15 protein-coding genes, 1 pseudogene and 1 riboswitch are annotated in these 16,678 nt (G+C 73.7%); of the genes and pseudogenes, 6 read left to right on the top strand and 10 right to left on the bottom strand.

Annotated features, from left to right (window positions below; all coding sequences use genetic code 11):
* Positions 1-159: 159 nt before the first annotated feature.
* The gene (locus tag GEV43_RS50210) at positions 160-792 is read right to left on the bottom strand and encodes a hypothetical protein (protein ID WP_241682906.1); all 633 of its coding nucleotides are present in this window, start codon (positions 790-792) and stop codon (positions 160-162) included.
* Positions 793-871: 79 nt separating this feature from the next.
* A pseudogene (locus GEV43_RS56110) lies at positions 872-1,420 on the bottom strand (MFS transporter); the annotation flags it as partial.
* A gap of 71 nt (positions 1,421-1,491) precedes the next feature.
* On the opposite strand from GEV43_RS56110, the gene GEV43_RS14455 reads away from it, so the two are divergent.
* The gene (locus GEV43_RS14455; RefSeq protein WP_160821134.1) at positions 1,492-2,700 is read left to right on the top strand and encodes an arginine deiminase; all 1,209 of its coding nucleotides are present in this window, start codon (positions 1,492-1,494) and stop codon (positions 2,698-2,700) included.
* Positions 2,701-2,850: 150 nt separating this feature from the next.
* On the opposite strand, the gene GEV43_RS14460 is transcribed toward GEV43_RS14455, so the two are convergent.
* The 4 genes from GEV43_RS14460 to GEV43_RS14475 form a co-directional block, all read right to left on the bottom strand.
* A complete protein-coding gene (locus GEV43_RS14460; protein ID WP_309239636.1) occupies positions 2,851-3,390 on the bottom strand; it encodes an ATP-binding protein in 540 nt (179 codons plus the stop codon).
* 478 nt (positions 3,391-3,868) lie between these two features.
* Positions 3,869-5,740, bottom strand: a complete 1,872-nt coding sequence (locus GEV43_RS14465) for a PAS domain-containing protein (RefSeq protein WP_160821136.1) — start codon at positions 5,738-5,740, stop codon at positions 3,869-3,871.
* A gap of 201 nt (positions 5,741-5,941) precedes the next feature.
* On the bottom strand, positions 5,942-7,306 hold the full coding sequence (locus tag GEV43_RS14470; protein WP_160821137.1) for a cytosine permease: 1,365 nt from the start codon (positions 7,304-7,306) through the stop codon (positions 5,942-5,944).
* Positions 7,298-7,413, bottom strand: a riboswitch (TPP riboswitch). Its footprint overlaps the gene before it by 9 nt.
* 141 nt (positions 7,414-7,554) lie before the next feature.
* On the bottom strand, positions 7,555-7,890 hold the full coding sequence (locus tag GEV43_RS14475; RefSeq protein WP_160821138.1) for a rhodanese-like domain-containing protein: 336 nt from the start codon (positions 7,888-7,890) through the stop codon (positions 7,555-7,557).
* Between the two features lie 94 nt (positions 7,891-7,984).
* Here GEV43_RS14475 and GEV43_RS14480 point away from each other — a divergent pair, with 94 nt between their 5' ends.
* A complete protein-coding gene (locus GEV43_RS14480; protein WP_241682908.1) occupies positions 7,985-8,419 on the top strand; it encodes an SSI family serine proteinase inhibitor in 435 nt (144 codons plus the stop codon).
* 83 nt (positions 8,420-8,502) lie between these two features.
* On the opposite strand, the gene GEV43_RS14485 is transcribed toward GEV43_RS14480, so the two are convergent.
* Positions 8,503-9,366 carry an Fpg/Nei family DNA glycosylase gene (locus GEV43_RS14485; protein ID WP_160821140.1) on the bottom strand — a complete coding sequence of 288 codons (864 nt, stop codon included), beginning with the start codon at positions 9,364-9,366 and terminating at the stop codon, positions 8,503-8,505.
* Between the two features lie 333 nt (positions 9,367-9,699).
* Here GEV43_RS14485 and GEV43_RS14490 point away from each other — a divergent pair, with 333 nt between their 5' ends.
* The 3 genes from GEV43_RS14490 to GEV43_RS14500 are packed head-to-tail and all read left to right on the top strand — an operon-like array spanning position 9,700 to position 13,315.
* Positions 9,700-9,906 (top strand): heavy-metal-associated domain-containing protein, encoded by a 207-nt coding sequence (locus tag GEV43_RS14490; RefSeq protein ID WP_160821141.1) that lies wholly within the window; start codon positions 9,700-9,702, stop codon positions 9,904-9,906.
* A 7-nt stretch (positions 9,907-9,913) separates the two neighbouring features.
* Positions 9,914-10,945, top strand: a complete 1,032-nt coding sequence (locus GEV43_RS14495) for a hypothetical protein (RefSeq protein WP_160821142.1) — start codon at positions 9,914-9,916, stop codon at positions 10,943-10,945.
* 36 nt (positions 10,946-10,981) lie between these two features.
* Positions 10,982-13,315 carry a cation-translocating P-type ATPase gene (locus GEV43_RS14500; RefSeq protein WP_160821143.1) on the top strand — a complete coding sequence of 778 codons (2,334 nt, stop codon included), beginning with the start codon at positions 10,982-10,984 and terminating at the stop codon, positions 13,313-13,315.
* Between the two features lie 87 nt (positions 13,316-13,402).
* On the opposite strand, the gene GEV43_RS14505 is transcribed toward GEV43_RS14500, so the two are convergent.
* Together GEV43_RS14505 and GEV43_RS14510 are read right to left on the bottom strand one after the other, a co-directional pair.
* Positions 13,403-13,648, bottom strand: a complete 246-nt coding sequence (locus GEV43_RS14505; protein ID WP_160821144.1) for a hypothetical protein — start codon at positions 13,646-13,648, stop codon at positions 13,403-13,405.
* A gap of 141 nt (positions 13,649-13,789) precedes the next feature.
* Positions 13,790-14,329, bottom strand: a complete 540-nt coding sequence (locus GEV43_RS14510) for a hypothetical protein (protein WP_206681172.1) — start codon at positions 14,327-14,329, stop codon at positions 13,790-13,792.
* A gap of 289 nt (positions 14,330-14,618) precedes the next feature.
* Here GEV43_RS14510 and GEV43_RS14515 point away from each other — a divergent pair, with 289 nt between their 5' ends.
* Positions 14,619-15,422, top strand: a complete 804-nt coding sequence (locus GEV43_RS14515) for a hypothetical protein (protein WP_206681173.1) — start codon at positions 14,619-14,621, stop codon at positions 15,420-15,422.
* Between the two features lie 6 nt (positions 15,423-15,428).
* Here the strand turns inward: GEV43_RS14515 and GEV43_RS14520 are convergent, their stop codons facing one another.
* Positions 15,429-16,556, bottom strand: coding sequence for a hydroxyneurosporene dehydrogenase (locus GEV43_RS14520; protein WP_160821146.1), 1,128 nt, complete (start codon positions 16,554-16,556; stop codon positions 15,429-15,431).
* Between the last annotated feature and the right edge of the window lie 122 nt (positions 16,557-16,678).

Consider the following 16,678-nt stretch of genomic DNA (forward strand, 5'->3'; position numbering starts at 1 on the left):
CCGTCGTCGCTCAAAGTCGCCGACGATACCCGTCCGAAACGGGCGGTCAGCTTTCGGGACGCCGGAGCAGGACCGCGCCGATGGCCGCGCCCGCGAACTGGAACCCGGCGATCGTCAGCACGAGCCCGACCGGCCCCACCAGGTCCGCGGACGCGGCCGTCAGCGCGGCCCGAGCGCCGACGCGCCGATCTTGAGGCTGCCGCCGGTGGTGTTGACCTCCCCGAGCCGTTCGGGCGGCGCCTCGCGCTGGCGCAGCATGAGCGTCGCCGCGAACACCGGCCCCTCCGACAGCCCCGCCGCCGCGAACGCGACCATGGCCCACGTCAGCGACGGCACCACCGCCAGCGACGCGAGCGACGCGCCGAACGCGACCAGCCCGCCGACCATCACCCGTTCGGCGTGCCGGGGCGTGAGCCAGCGGCTGGACGCGAGCGATCCGAGCAGCGACCCGAGGGCCATGGCCACCAGCAGCCGCCCGCCCGCGCTCGGCCGTTCGCCGAGGTGCCCGGCCAGCAGGACGGCCGTGACCGCGACGCCCCCGAACCCCAGCCACGCGAACGTCGTCGCCGCCGTCAGCGCCCGCAGCACCCGCCCCTCCGCGAGCACCCTCAACCCGCCGACCACCACCCCCGCCACCCCGGCCACTCCCCTCCCGACCGACCCGCCGCCCCGGCCACCCCCGCCTTCCTCGCCGTCCCCGCCGTCCCCGCCCTTCCCGCCGTTCCCGCCTTCCTCCGGCCGAACGGGCTCGTCCGCGCCGCCGGAGTCGTTCTGGACGCCGCGTTCGTCCAAAGGGGCGCAGCCGGACGAGGCTGTGGAGGGGGCGCGGCGGTGGGGGAGACGGGGACGGTGGAGTCGGTCGGCGGCGGGGCGGGAAGGGGAGCAGGGGCAGGGCGAGGGCCCCGAGGGTGGAGGCGGCGACGATGACCGCGCCCGCGTACGAGCCGCCCGCGTAGGCGGCCACGGCGGCGGCGAGGCCGGGGCCCGCGACGGCGGCGAGGTTGTAGCTGGACGCCTCCAGGCCGTACGCGCGGGAGAGCCGTCCTGCGGGGACGAAGCGCGGGAGCAGGCCCGTCACCGCGACCACGACCGGCTCGGTGCAGCCGATCACGGCCGCGACGCCGAGGGCGAGGACCAGCGGGACGCGTCCGACGGTCGCGAGCAGCGCGGCCGTGGACGCCGCGTACGCCGCGGCGAGCGCGAGGGCGGTGCGGCGGGGACGGGTCGTGCGGTCGATGGCGTGGCCGATCACCGGGCCGCTCAGCACGTACGGCAGGGTCATCGCGGTCTGGACGTACCCCGCGGTGGCGGCGTGCCCGGTACGGGCCTGGACGGTCAGGACGAGCGCCGTCGCGATCCCCTCGGCGGAGATCCGCAGCAGCGTCGCGGCGCCGAGGTGCGGCGCAAGCCCCGGGATCACTCTCGCATGGTGTCACGGCATCGCCGGTCCCCGGCGTTCCCGCCGATCAAGGGCCGCCTAGACTCGAAAGGGTGACGGAGACGACGGAGCGCACGCATCGGGTCACCAGCGAGGTCGGGCGGCTGCGGACCGTTCTGCTGCACCGTCCGGGCGCCGAGCTGAAGAGGCTCACGCCGCGCAACAGCGACCAGCTCCTGTTCGACGCGATCCCGTGGGTGGGGCGCGCGCAGGAGGAGCACGACGCGTTCGCCGAGGCGCTGCGCGAGCGCGGCGTCGAGGTGCTGTACGTGACCGAGCTGCTCCAGGACGCGCTGGAGTACGAGGAGACCCGCGACGAGGCGATCGCCGAGATCGTCGCCGACCCCCGGCTCGGCGACCAGCTCGGCCGGGTCGTCGAGGGCTACCTGCGCGACCAGGACCCCGAGCACCTCGCCCACACGCTGATCGCCGGGCTCGCGCACGAGGAGCTGAAGGCCGGGCACGGCCTGGTGTACCGGCTGATGGACCGGCTCGACTTCATCATCGACCCGCTGCCCGGCCTGCTGTTCACCCGCGACAGCAGCGCCTGGATCGGCGGCCGGGTCGCGGTCGCGAGCCTGGCGATGCCCGCGCGGCGGCGCGAGTCGACGCTGGCCGGCCTCATCTACGCGCACCACCCGCGCTTCTCCGGCGTGCGGCCGGTGTACGGACCGTCCCTCGAATCGGTCGAGGGCGGCGACGTCCTCCTGCTGAGCCCCGGGGTCCTCGCGGTCGGCACGGGGGAGCGCACCACGCCCGCCGGTGTCGAACGGCTCGCCCGCCAGGTCTTCGAGGCCAACCTCGCGCACACCGTGCTCGCGGTGCCGATCGCGCAGGAACGGGCGACCATGCACCTCGACACCGTCTGCACGATGGTCGACGTCGACACCGTGGTCATGTACCCGCCGGTGGCGCACTCCCTCACCGCCTACACGGTCACGGCCGCGAACGGCGACCTGGCCGTGTCCGAGCCCCGCCCGTTCCTCAAGGCCGCGGCGGACGCGATGGGCCTGGACCACCTGAAGGTCATCGACACCGGTCTGGACCCCGTCACCGCCGAACGCGAGCAGTGGGACGACGGCAACAACACCCTCGCCGTCGCGCCGCGCCTCGCCGTGGCGTACGAGCGCAACATCGAGACCAACGCCCAGCTCGAAGCGGCCGGCATCGAGGTCATCCGGATCAGCGGCAGCGAGCTCGGCACCGGCCGGGGCGGACCGCGCTGCATGTCCTGCCCCATCCTCCGCGACCCGCCCGCCTGACCCGTCCCGCGCGGCGCGCCGGGAACGGCGAGGCCCCCGGCGCCTGCGCGGCGGCCGGGGGCCCGGACGTGGATGGCTCGGGCGGTGTCGACGGGGGCACGACAGCGCCCGAGCTTGTCGAGGACCCTACAAGGCGGGGCAATGGCCGCTCTAGGCGGGGTATGCCCTAGTCGAGGCCGCTCCGTGCCTGGTCCCGTTGCAGAGGTTGGCGTCCGGTTCGTCGGGAACGCCCGGCAGATCGGCCAGGTCCGGCACGACGGCGTGCGCGGCGCCCGCCCGCGGCGAACCGCTCGCGTCGGCGAGGTGCGGAGCGCGCAGGATCGCCCAGACCGTGGTGGCGCCGTCCTCGCGGCGGACGCCCCAGCCTTCCGAGAGCGCCTCAACGATGCCGAGGCCGCGCCCGCCCAGGGACGACAGCGTGCCGGGACCGCACCGCGGCTCGGTCATCGCGCCGCCGTCGCTGACCTCGACCTCCAGCAGCTCGCCGCGGCAGTCCCAGGACACCCGGATCTGGCCCGACGGGAGCGGGCGGGCGTGCCGGAGCGCGTTGCTGAGCAGTTCGCTGAGGATGACGCTGGCGTCGTCGATCACGGACTCGAAGACTCCGGAGGCGGCCAGCTCGGAGCTGAGGCGCTTGCGGGCCACCGCGACGCTGGACGGTGCGTGTGGCAGCAGAACGACGCTCGACACCCTCACCTCCCCGTGGATCCGTCTCGGATCGGTCCCCGTACCGCACTTCCGTTACGACCGAAATGCCCTGAAGGACTCATCCGGAAACCTGGACGAAACAGTTTGCCACCGGACCAACGAGCGAGCGACCATCCGGTCACGGCGATCTCCCCCGTACGCGGCGCCCAATGGAACCCCGTCACCAACGGCGAACAACAAAGGATCTATCCAGCCAACGACGGATTACTCCTCACGCGCACGTTTCGTCCGTCACACCCCGGCGACACCGTACTTTTCCGCAACCTCACACCCTCCCGGTTGTCAAGATCGCGACAAGACACCTTCCCGTTCCCCGTTTTTGGCCGGATCCGGCCCCGCCCCGCTCCACCACCCCGCCCCACCCCCTCAGCCCGCACAAAGAGCGACAGCCGAACGAACGTCCAGCAGAAGAGACCGGGCGGACGCGCCGAAGGACCGGGGCGGACGCGATCGGGCCGTGTCAGGCGGGGCGGGTCAGGGTCAGGGTCATGCAGGTGCCTGGGGCGCCGTGGGGGGCGGGGCCGGCCTTGATGGTGCCGCCCTGCGCCTCGGTCAGGCGTTTGACGATGTAGAGGCCGAGGCCGATGCCGCCGAAGCGGCGGCGGTCGCCCGCCTCGCCCTGGACGAACCGTTCGAAGACGCGCTCGTGGTCGCCAGGGGCGATGCCGATGCCCTCGTCCACGACCGTGATCACCAGGGAGCCGCCCTCCGGGTACGCGCTGACGCGGACGGTGCCGCCGTCCGGGGAGTACTTGAACGCGTTCTCCAGGAGCTGGCCCAGCACGATGTCGGTGGCCATCGCGTCCCCGCGCGCCTGCGGCAGGTCCGGGTCGATCTCCAGCTCCACGCGGTGCAGGGACGACAGGGAGCGGAAGCCCGCGACCACGCCCTCGATCACCCGGGCCAGGTCGAACGTCTCGTTGGTCACGGTCAGCTCGTCGGCTCCGGCGCGGGCGCCGAGCAGGAGGTGCTCGACGAGGCGGCCGAGGGACTGGGCGCGTTCGGCGATGGTGGCGACGGCGGCGCGGCGGTCGGTGTCGGCGAGCTCGTCCCAGCGGTTGACCAGCGTGCTGGAGAACCCCTGCACGACCGTGATCGGGGTGCGCAGCTCGTGGCTGGTCGTGGCGAGGAAGAGGTCCTTGGCCTCCTCCAGGGCCTTGGCCTCGGACACGTCGCGGAAGTCGACCACCAGCCCGCCGGTCTCCTCGATCTCGGCCGCGAGGACGTTCAGCCAGACGCCCTCGGACCACGGGATCGTCAGCATCTCCCCCAGCGCGGGCATCGCGAACGGCAGCGGCCGGCCGAGCGCCTCGCCGGCCGGGATGCCGGTGAGGGTGTGCGCGGCCGGGTTCCACTGCCGGACGACCAGGTCGCGGTCCAGCACGGCGATCCCGTCGGCGCTGGAGTCGATGACGGCGCGCTCGTGCGCGCGCTGCCGGACGACCTCGGCGTAGGCGACGGCGTTGCCGACCGCGACCCCGGCGTGCCCGGCGAGCAGTTCGAGGAGCTCCAGCTCGGTGTGGCCGACCTTCTGCCCCGAGAACAGCGCGTACAGCGCGCCGTAGGGCCTGTTCTGGAGGTACGACAGGCCGAGCGCGATCGTGTGCAGGCCGGGCAGCTCCGACCAGACCAGGTCGCCGAGCCGCCGCTCGCCGGTCGCGAGCTTGACCGTCTTGCCGGAGCGCAGCAGCTCGCCGACCAGGCTCGACCGCAGGTCGGCGGTGGTGCCGCGCAGGTGCTCGGGCAGCCCGGACATGCTGACCAGCCGCAGCCGGTCCCCGTCGATCCGCACGAACCCGCCCGCGTCCGCGCCGGTCAGCTCGATCAGCGCGTCGGTGATCCGGTCGAGGACGGTGGCGAGGTCGAGCTCGGCGTTGAGGTCGGCGACGATGTCGTTCAGGCGGCGGACGAGCCGGGCGCGCTCGGCCATGTGGTGCTGGACGACGTCGTCCTCCTCGACGGGGTGGTAGACGCCGACCCAGCCGAGCGGGCCGCCGTCCGGGTCCTTGAGGAGGCTGGTGTCGATCCGCACGTCGATCAGCCGGCCGTCGCGGTGGAACCTGCGGGTCGCGATCGAGATCTGCCCGCCCTCGCCCGTACGGCGCGTGAGGAGCCGTTCCTGGACGGCGTTGTGCTCGGCCTGGAGCTCGTCGGGGACGATCGGCGCGACGCGTCCCACCATCTCCTCGGCCGTCCAGCCGAACATCCGCTCAGCGGCCGGGTTCCACACCGTGACGCGGTAGCGGTGGTCGACGGCCACGATCGCGTCGGCCGCGCTCTGGATGACGGCGCGGGCGATCGGGTCGTGGACGTGGTGGGGCACGACTGACATCGTGCCACCGGATCGCCTGCCCGTGCCCGGCAACCACCGCCGAAAGGTTCCCACCGCGCCCGACCTCCGACCGGAAGAACGCCACGTCAGACGCCACGGCGGCGCCCGATCGAGCTGCCGCGGGCCCCGCGGGCGCGGGCGCGGCGGGCGCCGGTGAGCGGGAACCGGGCGCTCTTCTGATCTTGACCGTTCCGGCCCGGCTCAACGCGTGATCTTCGCCACCCCGCCCGTCCCGCCCGTGCCGCCGACCCTGCCGATGAGCAGCGCGGCGGCGGCCGCGACGGCGAACGACAGCACCGAGGCGCTCATCCAGCTCTGCGGCGTGAAGAGCAGGGCGTCGCGGACGCCGGTCCAGAACCGCGTCCACCAGCCGACCGCGCCGGGGTTGACGAGCTGGTACGCCACGATCCCGACGGCCCAGGCGGCGATCATGCCCCAGCGGGACGGCGCCGTACGGGAGCTGTCCCACTTCGGCAGCCGTCCGCGGCCGAGGAAGAAGTCGGCGGCGAGCACGCCCAGCATCGGCACGAACACCGACCCGATCAGCGACAGGAAGCCGGAGTAGTCGCCGATGTCCAGCAGCAGCGCGAGCACGGTGACGCCGGCGCCGAGCGCGACCGACAGCACCCGGCGGTCGGCGCGCGGCACGAGGTTCTGGATGGACACCGCCGTCGAGTAGACGTTCGCGAACGACTGGTCGGCCTCGCGCACCACGAACACCGCGAAGAGGACCACACCGAGCGTGACGTGCAGGAACGGGTCGAACACCCGCGTGGAGTCGCCCGCGACGATCGCCAGCGCCAGCAGCCCGAGCACGTACGCGACGATCTGGGTGACCGAGTAGCCGACCGCGGCGGCCCCGAACGCGCCGCGCGCGCTGCGGGCGTGCCGGGTGTAGTCGGCGGCGACCGGCACCCACGAGATCGACACCGCGAGCGCGGCGTCGGCGCCGAGCCAGAACCCGCCCCACGAGCCGTCCGTCAGGTCCGGCAGCGGCTCGCGCAGGAGCTGGACGTAGAAGTAGACGAGCGCGACCAGCACCGCGACCGTCACGTAGCGGCGCAGCAGCCGCACCGAGCCGAGCGGCCAGACCGTCAGCACGGTCGTGACGAGCCCGGCGGCGATCACGTACGACCAGCGCGGCACGCCGTCCCACAGCGCGCGGGCGGCGTCGGCGATGACGATCAGCTCGAACGTGCCCCAGCCGACGAGCTGCGCGATGTTGAGCACGGTCGGCACGTACGACAGCCGCGCGCCGAACAGGCCGCGCAGCAGCACCATCGCCGGCTGCCCGGTGCGGGCGCCGGGGGCCGCGGCGAGGCCCAGCATCAGGCCGCCGATCACGGTGCCGGCGGCCATCGCGACGATGCCCGCGACGATCGACATCGTCGGCCTGCCGTCGGCGTCCGGCGCGAGGACGGTGTAGGCGCCGGAGAACGCGAACAGGCTCACCCCGAGGTTGGCCCAGAAGGCCCCCTGGTCCCAGAAGCCGAGGACCTTCGGCGCGGGCTCGTCGAGGGTGTACGGGACCTCGTCCCGGGGACGTTCCCGGACATCGGACGTCATGGGACTCACTCCCTACGCCGGCATTACCCGGACAGGTTCATGCGGTCGGCGACGCCGTTCAGATCGCCCTCTCAGCCCGTTCGGCACGAGCTCCCGCGGATATCGGTCAGCCCCGATCGTACAGCCGCCGACCGGACGAACGCCCCACGCCGGTCATACCGGGCGAGGGGCGGCGCGGCGGCGGGGTGGCGGCGTGGCGCGCGGTCCGGGCCGCGGTCCGGGTCCGGCCGGGGTCCGGGTCCGGGCGGTCAGGCCACGTAGGGACGCCCGTCGCCGCCGTTCTCCATGGGACGGCCCGTCTCGGCCCACCGCTTCATGCCGCCGTCCACGTTCCTGGCCAGCCAGCCCGCCTGGTTGAGCGCCACCGTCACCTGCGCGGACCGGACGCCGGAGCGGCAGATCACGTACACCTCGCGGTCGCGCGGCACCTCGCCGGCGCGGTCGCCGAGGACCCCCATCGGGATGTGGACGGCCTCGGGCGCGTGCCCCGCGTCCCACTCGTCCTGCTCGCGCACGTCCAGCAGATAGGCGTCCTGCGGAACGTCCGCGGCGTCCACGGCCGGCACGTCGTCCCCGAAATTCATCACACCTCCATGGAACCGCGCGGAACCCTCCCGCGTCGAATCACCTATGCGGTATCGGACGCTCCTTCTCACGGCGCCCGGCCTCGTGGCGATCATGTCACTGGCCGGCTGCGGTGATGAACAGACCACGAGCAACTCCGCCGGCAAGCCCTCCGCCACCACGTCCGTCCGGCCGTCCACCCCGGCCGGCGGCGGCGACGCCCTGACCGTCCAGGTCAAGGCGTCCACCCAGGCGCCCGCCAAGACCTGGACGCTGCGGTGCGACGCCGCGGACGGCAAGGCGCGGGGCGGCGACCATCCGAAGGCGGACGCGGCGTGCGCGACCCTCGCCAAGGCGAAGGCGCCGTTCGCCGCACCGCCCAAGCAGCAGATGTGCACCAAGATCTACGGCGGCCCGGAGGTCGCCACGGTCAAGGGCACTTGGAAGGGGCAGCCCGTGCGGGCGCGGTTCACCCGCACCGACGGCTGCGAACTGCACCGCTGGAGCGGGCTCGGCCCGCTGTTCGGCGACGTCCCCAAGGTCCGCTGAACGAGCCGCTCCCGTTCCGGCCCGTTCGGCAGAGGACCCCGGTCATGGGCGGCCGGGGTCCTCACTCATGTCCGGGGACAGGGCTACTTGAGCAGGCGCGACAGGCGGCGGTCGGCCAGGGGCTTGCCGCCGGTCTGGCAGGTGGGGCAGTACTGGAGCGAGGAGTCGGCGAACGACACCTCGCGGATCGTGTCGCCGCAGACGGGGCACTCCTGGCCGGTACGGCCGTGCACGCGCAGGCCGGTCTTCTTCTCGCCCTTGAGGTCCTGCGCGGCGAGGCCCCGGGACCGCGCCACCGCGTCGCGCAGCGTGGTGACGATCGCGCCGTGCAGGGTGTCGATGTCCTCGCCGGTCAGCGATGAGGCGATCTTGAACGGGGACATCCTCGCGACGTGCAGGACCTCGTCGGAGTAGGCGTTGCCGATGCCCGCGACGACCTTCTGGTCGCGCAGCAGCCCCTTGATCTGGGTGCGCTTGCCCGCGACGATACCGCGCAGCACGTCCGGGGTGAACGCCTCGTCCAGCGGGTCGGGGCCGAGCCCGGCGACGCCGGGCACCTCCGCCGGGTCGCGGACGACGTAGACGGCGAGGCCCTTCTTCGTCCCCGCCTCGGTCAGGTCGAAGCCCGAGCCGTCGTCGAGGTGGACGCGCAGGGCGAGCGGGTTCTTGCCGCCGGGCCGCGCCGGCTTGGACGGCAGCTCGTCGCGCCAGCGCAGCCAGCCCGCGCGGGCGAGGTGGACGACCAGGTGCAGGCCGTCCACGTCCAGGTCGAGGAACTTGCCGTGCCGGGCGACGCCGGTGACGGTGAGGCCGCCGAGCGAGGTCACCGGCGGGTCGTACGTCTTCAGCGCCGAGATGGCGAGAACATCGACGCGGGCGACGGCGCGGCCCACCGCGTGCTCCCGCACGAAGCCGGCGAGCGCCTCCACCTCAGGTAGCTCTGGCATGACTCAAGTATCGGCGATGATTTCCGTCCACAACCCTGTGGAAGGCTGTGGAAAACCCTGTGTGCAACCTCGGGATCCCGCGGAAAGACGCTCCCTCCACGGGACATACCTCGGCAAATCTCAACAGAACGCCGGTCCAGTTCGGGACCGGCCGCCGCACAGGGTGTGGATAACTTCGCCGGTCCCGCCGCGCCGGACGGGCCCGCCGCCGCGCCCGGACGTGACCCGGATCTCGAAATAACCCCAAGGGGGTACGGGTTGCGGACGGTGAGGCGCTGTGGCAGCATGAGGACCACTGGATACCCCCTAGGGGTAAGCGAGAGGAGACAGGACATGAGCACCGCCACCTACACCGTCGCCGGGATGACCTGCGGGCACTGCGTCGGGTCGGTCAAGGAGGAGGTCGGCGCGATCGCCGGCGTGACCGGCGTGGACGTGGACCTGGAGTCCGGCGCGGTGACCGTGACCAGCGAGGCCCCTCTCGACGAGTCCCTGTTCCGGGCCGCCGTCGAAGAGGCCGGATACGAAGTGAAGGCGTGAGAGCGGCATGAACACCGCGACCAAGCTGGGGGCGTACGCCCTGGGCCTGGCCGTCGTCTTCGGCGGCGCCGTCGGGGTCGGCAACGCGGCCGGCCCCGTCGGCTCCGCCTCGGGCTCGGGCGGCCACGGCCACTCCGGGGCGTCCGCCCCGGGCGCGGCGCCCGGCGCGGAGACCGGCGGCGATACGGGTACCCCCGTACCCGGCGGGCTCCAGGTCGCCCAGGACGGCTACACGCTCAGCCCCCGGACCACGACGGTCGAGCCGGGAGAACGGACCGACTTCCGCTTCACCGTGAACGGCCCGGACGGGCGGCCCGTCACCCGCTACACCCCGCTGCACGGCAAGAAGCTGCACCTGATCATCGCGCGGCGCGACCTGTCGGGGTTCCAGCACCTGCACCCGACCGAGGTCGGCGGCGGCGTCTGGTCCGCGCCGGTCACGCTGCCGTCCGCCGGGACGTACCGGTTCTTCACCGACGTCCAGCCGGACGGCGTGGACGAGCAGCTCACGCTCGGCACGGACGTCTCCGCGCCCGGCGACTACCGGCCCGAGCCGCTGCCCGCGCCCGAACGGGTCGCGAAGGTCGACGGCTACGAGGTGCGCCTCGGAGGCGACCTCGTTCCGGGCCGTTCGAGCAGGCTGACGCTGTCGGTCAGCAAGGGCGGCGAACCGGTGACGGACCTCCAGCCGTACCTTGAGGCGTACGGCCACCTGGTCGCCCTGCGCGACCGGGACCTCGCCTACCTGCACGTCCACCCGGACGGGGAGCCCGGCGACGGGAGGACCAGGCCCGGCCCCGACATCACGTTCTACGCCGAGGTGCCGAGCTCCGGCGCGTACCGCCTGTACCTGGACTTCCAGCACGAGGGCAAGGTCCGCACCGCCGAGTTCACCGCGGTCGCCGGAGCGCAGGGCTCGCAGGGCTCGCCCGGCGGGTCCGGCGGGTCCGCTCCGGCGCCGTCCGAGGCGCCGTCCGAGGCGCCGTCCCAGAAGCCGGATGAACCGTCCGGTGGCGGGCACGGTGGCCACGCGCACTAGACGTCCCGCACGAACGACACACCAGGAGGAGGAGCGATGAGCACCGGTGCCGTCCCCGACGCCGCGTCCGGGCAGATCGAGCTGGCGATCGGCGGGATGACCTGCGCGTCGTGCGCGGCCCGCGTCGAGAAGCGGCTCAACAAGATCGAGGGCGTGACCGCGACGGTCAACTACGCCACCGAGAAGGCCAGGGTCCAGGTCCCCGAGGGCGTCACCGCCGACGAGCTGATCGCGTCGGTCGAGAAGGCGGGCTACACCGCCGAGGTCCCGCCGCCGCCCGAGCCCGCGGGAGGCGGCGGGCAGAGCGCGGAGTCCGGGGAGCCGGACGACGGGCTCGGCCCGCTGCGGCAGCGCCTGGTCACCTCCGTCGTCCTCGCCGTCCCGGTGATCGCGATGGCGATGGTCCCGGCGCTCCAGTTCGAGTACTGGCAGTGGCTGTCGCTGACGCTCGCCGCGCCGGTCGTGACCTACGCGGGCTGGCCGTTCCACAAGGCCGCCTGGACCAACCTGCGGCACGGCGCCGCGACCATGGACACCCTCGTGTCGGTCGGCACCCTCGCCGCGTTCGGCTGGTCGCTGTGGGCGCTGTTCCTCGGGACGGCGGGCGAGCCCGGCGTCAAGCACGGCTTCGACTTCTCGATGACCCGTTCCGACGGCTCGATGAACATCTACCTCGAAGCCGCCTCCGGGGTCATCGCGTTCATCCTGGCCGGGCGCTACTTCGAGGCGCGCTCCAAGCGCCGCGCGGGGGCCGCGCTGAAGGCGCTGCTGGAGCTCGGCGCCAAGGAGGTCTCGGTCGTCCGGAACGGGCGCGAGGAGCGCGTCCCGGTGGACCTGCTCGCGGTGGACGACGTGTTCGTGGTCCGTCCGGGCGAGAAGATCGCGACGGACGGCGTGGTCGAGGAGGGCTCGTCCGCCGTGGACGCGTCCCTGCTGACCGGCGAGTCGGTCCCGGTCGAGGTCGGGCCGGGCGACACCGTCGTCGGCGCGACCGTGAACGCCGGGGGCCGGCTGCTGGTGCGGGCCACCCGCGTCGGCGCGGACACCCAGCTCGCGCAGATGGCGCGGCTGGTCGAGGACGCGCAGACCGGCAAGGCGCAGGTGCAGCGGCTCGCCGACCGGATCTCCGGGGTGTTCGTCCCGATCGTGATCGCGCTGGCGGTCGCGACCCTCGGGTTCTGGATCGGGGCCGGCGCGGGGCTCGCCGCGGCGTTCACCGCGGCCGTCGCCGTCCTGATCATCGCCTGCCCGTGCGCCCTCGGCCTCGCCACCCCGACCGCGCTGATGGTCGGGACGGGGCGCGGCGCGCAGCTCGGCATCCTGATCAAGGGCCCGGAGGTGCTGGAGTCCACCCGCGCGATCGACACCGTCGTGCTGGACAAGACCGGCACCGTCACCACCGGCCGGATGGCCCTGGTGGACGTGGTCACGGCCGAGGGCGTGGACGCGGACGAGGCGCTGCGCCTCGCCGGGGCGCTGGAGAACGCCTCCGAGCACCCGATCGCGCAGGCCGTCGCCCGCGGCGCCGCCGAACGGGTCGGCCCGCTCGCCGAGGTGGAGGACTTCGCGAACGTCGAGGGCCTCGGCGTGCAGGGCATGGTGGACGGCCACGGCGTGCTCGTCGGCCGCCCCCGGCTGCTCGCCGAGTGGTCGCAGCACCTCCCGGCGGAGCTGGAGCGGGCGATGGCGGACGCGCAGGCGCTCGGCCGCACCGCCGTCGCGGTCGGCTGGGACGGCGCGGCGCGCGCCGTGGTCACCGTCGCCGACCAGGTCAAGCCGACCTCCGCCGAGGCGATCGCGCGGCTGCGCGAGCTCGGGCTGCGGCCGGTGCTGCTGACCGGCGACAACGAGGCCGTCGCGCGCACCGTCGCGGACGCGGTCGGGATCGAGGAGGTCGTCGCCGAGGTCCTGCCGCAGGACAAGGTCGAGACCGTCAAGCGCCTCCAGGGCGAGGGCCGTACGGTCGCGATGGTCGGCGACGGGGTCAACGACGCCGCCGCGCTCGCCCAGGCCGACCTCGGCCTCGCGATGGGCACCGGGACGGACGTGGCGATCGAGGCGTCCGACCTGACCCTGGTCCGCGGCGACCTGCGGGCCGCGGCCGACGCGATCCGGCTGTCGCGCCGCACGCTCCGCACGATCAAGGGGAACCTGTTCTGGGCGTTCGCCTACAACGTGGCCGCCCTGCCGCTGGCCGCGTGCGGCCTGCTCAACCCGATGATCGCGGGTGCGGCGATGGCGTTCTCGTCGGTGTTCGTGGTGAGCAACAGCCTGCGGCTGAAGGGCTTCAAGTCCCTCGCCGCGGACGCGGCCCCGGCCGTGGGCTCCGGTCCCGCGCCCGCCCGCGCGGAGAAGGCCGCCGCCCGCTGACCGAAGGGGCGGTCCCGCCCCCTCCCTGACCGATCACGCGCGGCCCCACCTGCCGGGGCCGCGCGTGATCGCTTCGCGGCGTCCGCCTCAGCGCTGCTCGGGGACCAGTGGCCCCGCGGGCAGCGTCTTGACGTGCAGGCTGAGGCAGGACGGGCAGGCCGGGTCGATCCACGGCGGCTGGCTGGCCACCCCGCCGAGCCGCCAGGCGACGGCGTCGCCGCCGTGCCCGTCGTCGCCGTGCCACGCCTCGTACAGGTGCTCCCAGCGCGCCTGGCAGTGCAGGCAGTGGAACCGCCAGTTCTCGGTGATGACGTGTACGTTCCGGGTTCGCATGGAATCCCGCTCCTCGATCGTCTGAACCCAACGGATCGCGAGGACGCGCCCCGACGGGGACGGCGGTCGGGCCCGCACGCGGACGTGCGGCGACCCGTCGCTCAGCACGCGTGAACGTGCGTGGGGCGCGTCGGACGGGTCCTATACGCGGGAGACGCCGAGGCTGACGAGCAAGCGCGCACCCGGTGTGTGGGCGAGGCGTCCGTGGCGGGGGCTCGTCCGTCCGGCCGCGCCGCCGTGGACGGCGGACGACCCGTCCTGCGCCGACCGGGCGGGACGCGATGCCGCGCCCCGACCGGAGCCGCGCGGGACGGCGCGGCGGGCGATCTCCTGGTCACCGGACTCGCCCCGTCCGCTCTCGGCCTGCCCTTGGGCCGCCTCGGCGGCGCCGGACTCGCCCGCGGCGGCCTGCGCCGGCGGTACGGGCCGTACGGGCTGAGCCGGGACGGACCGGACGCCCACGGCAGGTGCGTCAGGCCGAAGGATCGAGGGGCGCACGTCCGGCGGCGCGACGTCCGTGCCGTGCGGGTCGGGAGCGTCAGCGCGGCGGGGTACGGACGAGTGGCCGCCCACGTCGTGCAGCGCGCTGACGAGGGGATTCTGCGCCTGGCAGATGTGGCTTCCGGGCGCGGACAGCCCGGTCAGCAGGAGGAACGCGGCGAGGAGAACGGGCCACAGCACGGCCGGACGGCGTCCGCCCGATACCCCCCGGTACCCCCTCGTGTCCACAGCACGGAATCTACCTCACGCTGAGTAGATGAATCCTAACTAATGGTAATCAACCTCTTGGCGGCCCTCCGGCGGGCGCGTCCGGGACGAACCTCTCCAACGCCCGGCCGCCCCCGCCCCACCCCTCCGCACGGTGACCCACATCACCGCGAACGTAATGGTCATATACCCCCCGACCGTATATGTTCTGAAGCGTCGGACCGGCGACCGGGCCGTCCCCCAGGAAAGAAGGGCGAGACCGATGAGCAACACGACGCACACCTCGCAGACCCACGCCCATACCCCGCTCGCCCATGCTCCGCGGACGGCCGACGCTCATGGCGGGCACGGGGCGCCGGGCGGGTTGCAGATCTCGCAGGACGGCCACACGCTCGATCTCGACGCCGCGATCGCGAAGCCGGGCGAGCAGGAGCTGCGGTTCCGGATCCTGGGGCCGGACGGGCGGCCGGTCCACGCGTTCACCCCGATCCACGACCGCGAGCTGCACCTGATCGTCGTCCGGCGCGAGCTGACCGGGTTCCAGCACGTCCATCCCGAACGCGACGCCGACGGCACCTGGTCGGTACGGCTCGACCTGCCCGCGGCGGGCGCGTACCGGGTGTTCGCCGACATCGCCCCCGAGGCCCTCGGCCGGACGATCACGCTCGGCGCGGACCTGGCCGTCGCCGGGCCGTACGCCCCGGAGCCGGTGCCCGCCGCCTCGCGCTCGTTCGACGTGGACGGCTACACGGTCACGCTGGACGGCGACCTCGTCGCGGGCGAGGCCCGCGAGGTGACGCTGACCGTCGCGCGGGACGGCGTCCCGGTGACCGACCTCCAGCCGTACCTGGCGGCGTACGGGCACCTGGTCGTGCTGCGCGCCGGCGACCTCGCCTACGTGCACGTCCACCCGGACGGCGAGCCCGGCGACGGCGTCACGGCGGCGGGCCCGCGCATCGCGTTCCACGCCGCCGTCCCCGGGCCGGGGACGTACCGGCTGTTCCTCGACTTCAAGCACGGGGACGCCGTCCGGACGGCGGCGTTCACGCTGACCGCCGGGAGGTGACGCGGGTCAGGCGGGGTCGTCGTCGCCGGGGTAGACCAGCTCCCACGTGGCGTGGGTCGAGTGCTCCTCGGCCGTCTGCCCGCCGCTCAACCGCTCGATCTTCGCCCGCCCGCTGAACCGCAGGTAGGCGCCTTCGAGCCCGGCGAGCCGCGCGAGGACGTGCTGGAAGCCGCGGGAGTGCTCGGACGCGGGCTCGGCGGCGCCGTCCTGCGAGAACGTGACGCGGTAGCCGTCGTCGGCGGGGTCCACGGCGCGGTACTCGTAGACGACGGTGTCCGCGATGGGCCTGCCGGTGTCGCGGTCGTCGTGCTCCCCGGCGGTGTGGATGTAGACCAGGGCGCCGTCGTCGGCGATGATCCGCCCGCCCCTGGTCAGCAGGAACAGCGGGACGACCGCGTGCCCGTACCGGCTCCCGGCCGTCAGGTGGGAGGCGATCACGGTGTACGGCCCGGCGGCGGCGCGGGCCCGGTACCAGTGGCTGACCAGCATGGCCAGCGACGCGTCGCCCCAGGTGTGGTCGTGGTAGCCGTGCCCGGCGAGCCGTTCGCCCTGGCCGGGGCCGGCCGCGCCGCCGGGGTCCGGGCCGGCCTCGGGGCCGCCGAGGCGCAGGGTGGCCTCGACCTCTCCGTGCGGGATGGCCGGGAGCCAGGCGATGTAGCGTCCCTCGTCGTCCCCGAAGAACAGGTGGCCGGTGCCGGGCCGCCACGGCGGCGTCGAACCGGTCAGCGTGACGTCGGCGGTGACGTCCTCCGCCTCCACGTGGATGCGGTAGTCGTGCAGGTCGCCGGAGAACGCGCTGGCCCCGATCCGCACCTCGCACCGGTCGGTCGAGAACGCGTAGTCGCCCTCGTCGGCCACCGCGCGCGTCTCCACGCGCGTGCCGTCCGGGCGGTCGAGCTCCAGCGTGACGAACGGCCGCGACACGCCGGACGGCTCGTGGCCGACCTCCTTGGCGTAGAAGACGATCATCAGCTGGGATCCGTCGTCGAGCTGGGCGTCGAAGTACCACCACTCCCAGGTTCCGGGGGCGCCGGGCGCGGTGCGGAAGCCGTCCTCCCACAGCGCGATGCCCCGTCTCGGCAGTCCAAGGGCCTCGTAGTCCGCCGGCCGGTCGGCGAGACGAGCACCGGCCACGGCATAACCAGATGTCGTCATATGAGGCATATGCCCGGTATCGAGCAGTGCGGAGTTCCGCTCCACCCCATGAATCCCCCAACCGCCCCTCATCCCCCGCGCGGCCGCGTGACCGGCATGCC

The organism is Actinomadura sp. J1-007, assembly GCF_009793335.1.
GTDB lineage: Bacteria > Actinomycetota > Actinomycetes > Streptosporangiales > Streptosporangiaceae > Spirillospora > Spirillospora yumaensis.

Excerpts from the sequence above, each read along its gene's own strand:
- GEV43_RS14500 (WP_160821143.1), top strand. The coding sequence starts at position 10,982 with ATGAGCACCGGTGCCGTCCCCGACGCCGCGTCCGGGCAGATCGAGCTG.
- GEV43_RS14465 (WP_160821136.1), bottom strand. The coding sequence starts at position 5,740 with ATGTCAGTCGTGCCCCACCACGTCCACGACCCGATCGCCCGCGCCGTC.
- GEV43_RS14485 (WP_160821140.1), bottom strand. The coding sequence starts at position 9,366 with ATGCCAGAGCTACCTGAGGTGGAGGCGCTCGCCGGCTTCGTGCGGGAG.
- GEV43_RS14475 (WP_160821138.1), bottom strand. The coding sequence starts at position 7,890 with ATGAATTTCGGGGACGACGTGCCGGCCGTGGACGCCGCGGACGTTCCG.
- GEV43_RS14480 (WP_241682908.1), top strand. The coding sequence starts at position 7,985 with ATGTCACTGGCCGGCTGCGGTGATGAACAGACCACGAGCAACTCCGCC.
- GEV43_RS14505 (WP_160821144.1), bottom strand. The coding sequence starts at position 13,648 with ATGCGAACCCGGAACGTACACGTCATCACCGAGAACTGGCGGTTCCAC.
- GEV43_RS14495 (WP_160821142.1), top strand. The coding sequence starts at position 9,914 with ATGAACACCGCGACCAAGCTGGGGGCGTACGCCCTGGGCCTGGCCGTC.
- GEV43_RS14490 (WP_160821141.1), top strand. The coding sequence starts at position 9,700 with ATGAGCACCGCCACCTACACCGTCGCCGGGATGACCTGCGGGCACTGC.
- GEV43_RS14515 (WP_206681173.1), top strand. The coding sequence starts at position 14,619 with ATGAGCAACACGACGCACACCTCGCAGACCCACGCCCATACCCCGCTC.
- GEV43_RS14470 (WP_160821137.1), bottom strand. The coding sequence starts at position 7,306 with ATGACGTCCGATGTCCGGGAACGTCCCCGGGACGAGGTCCCGTACACC.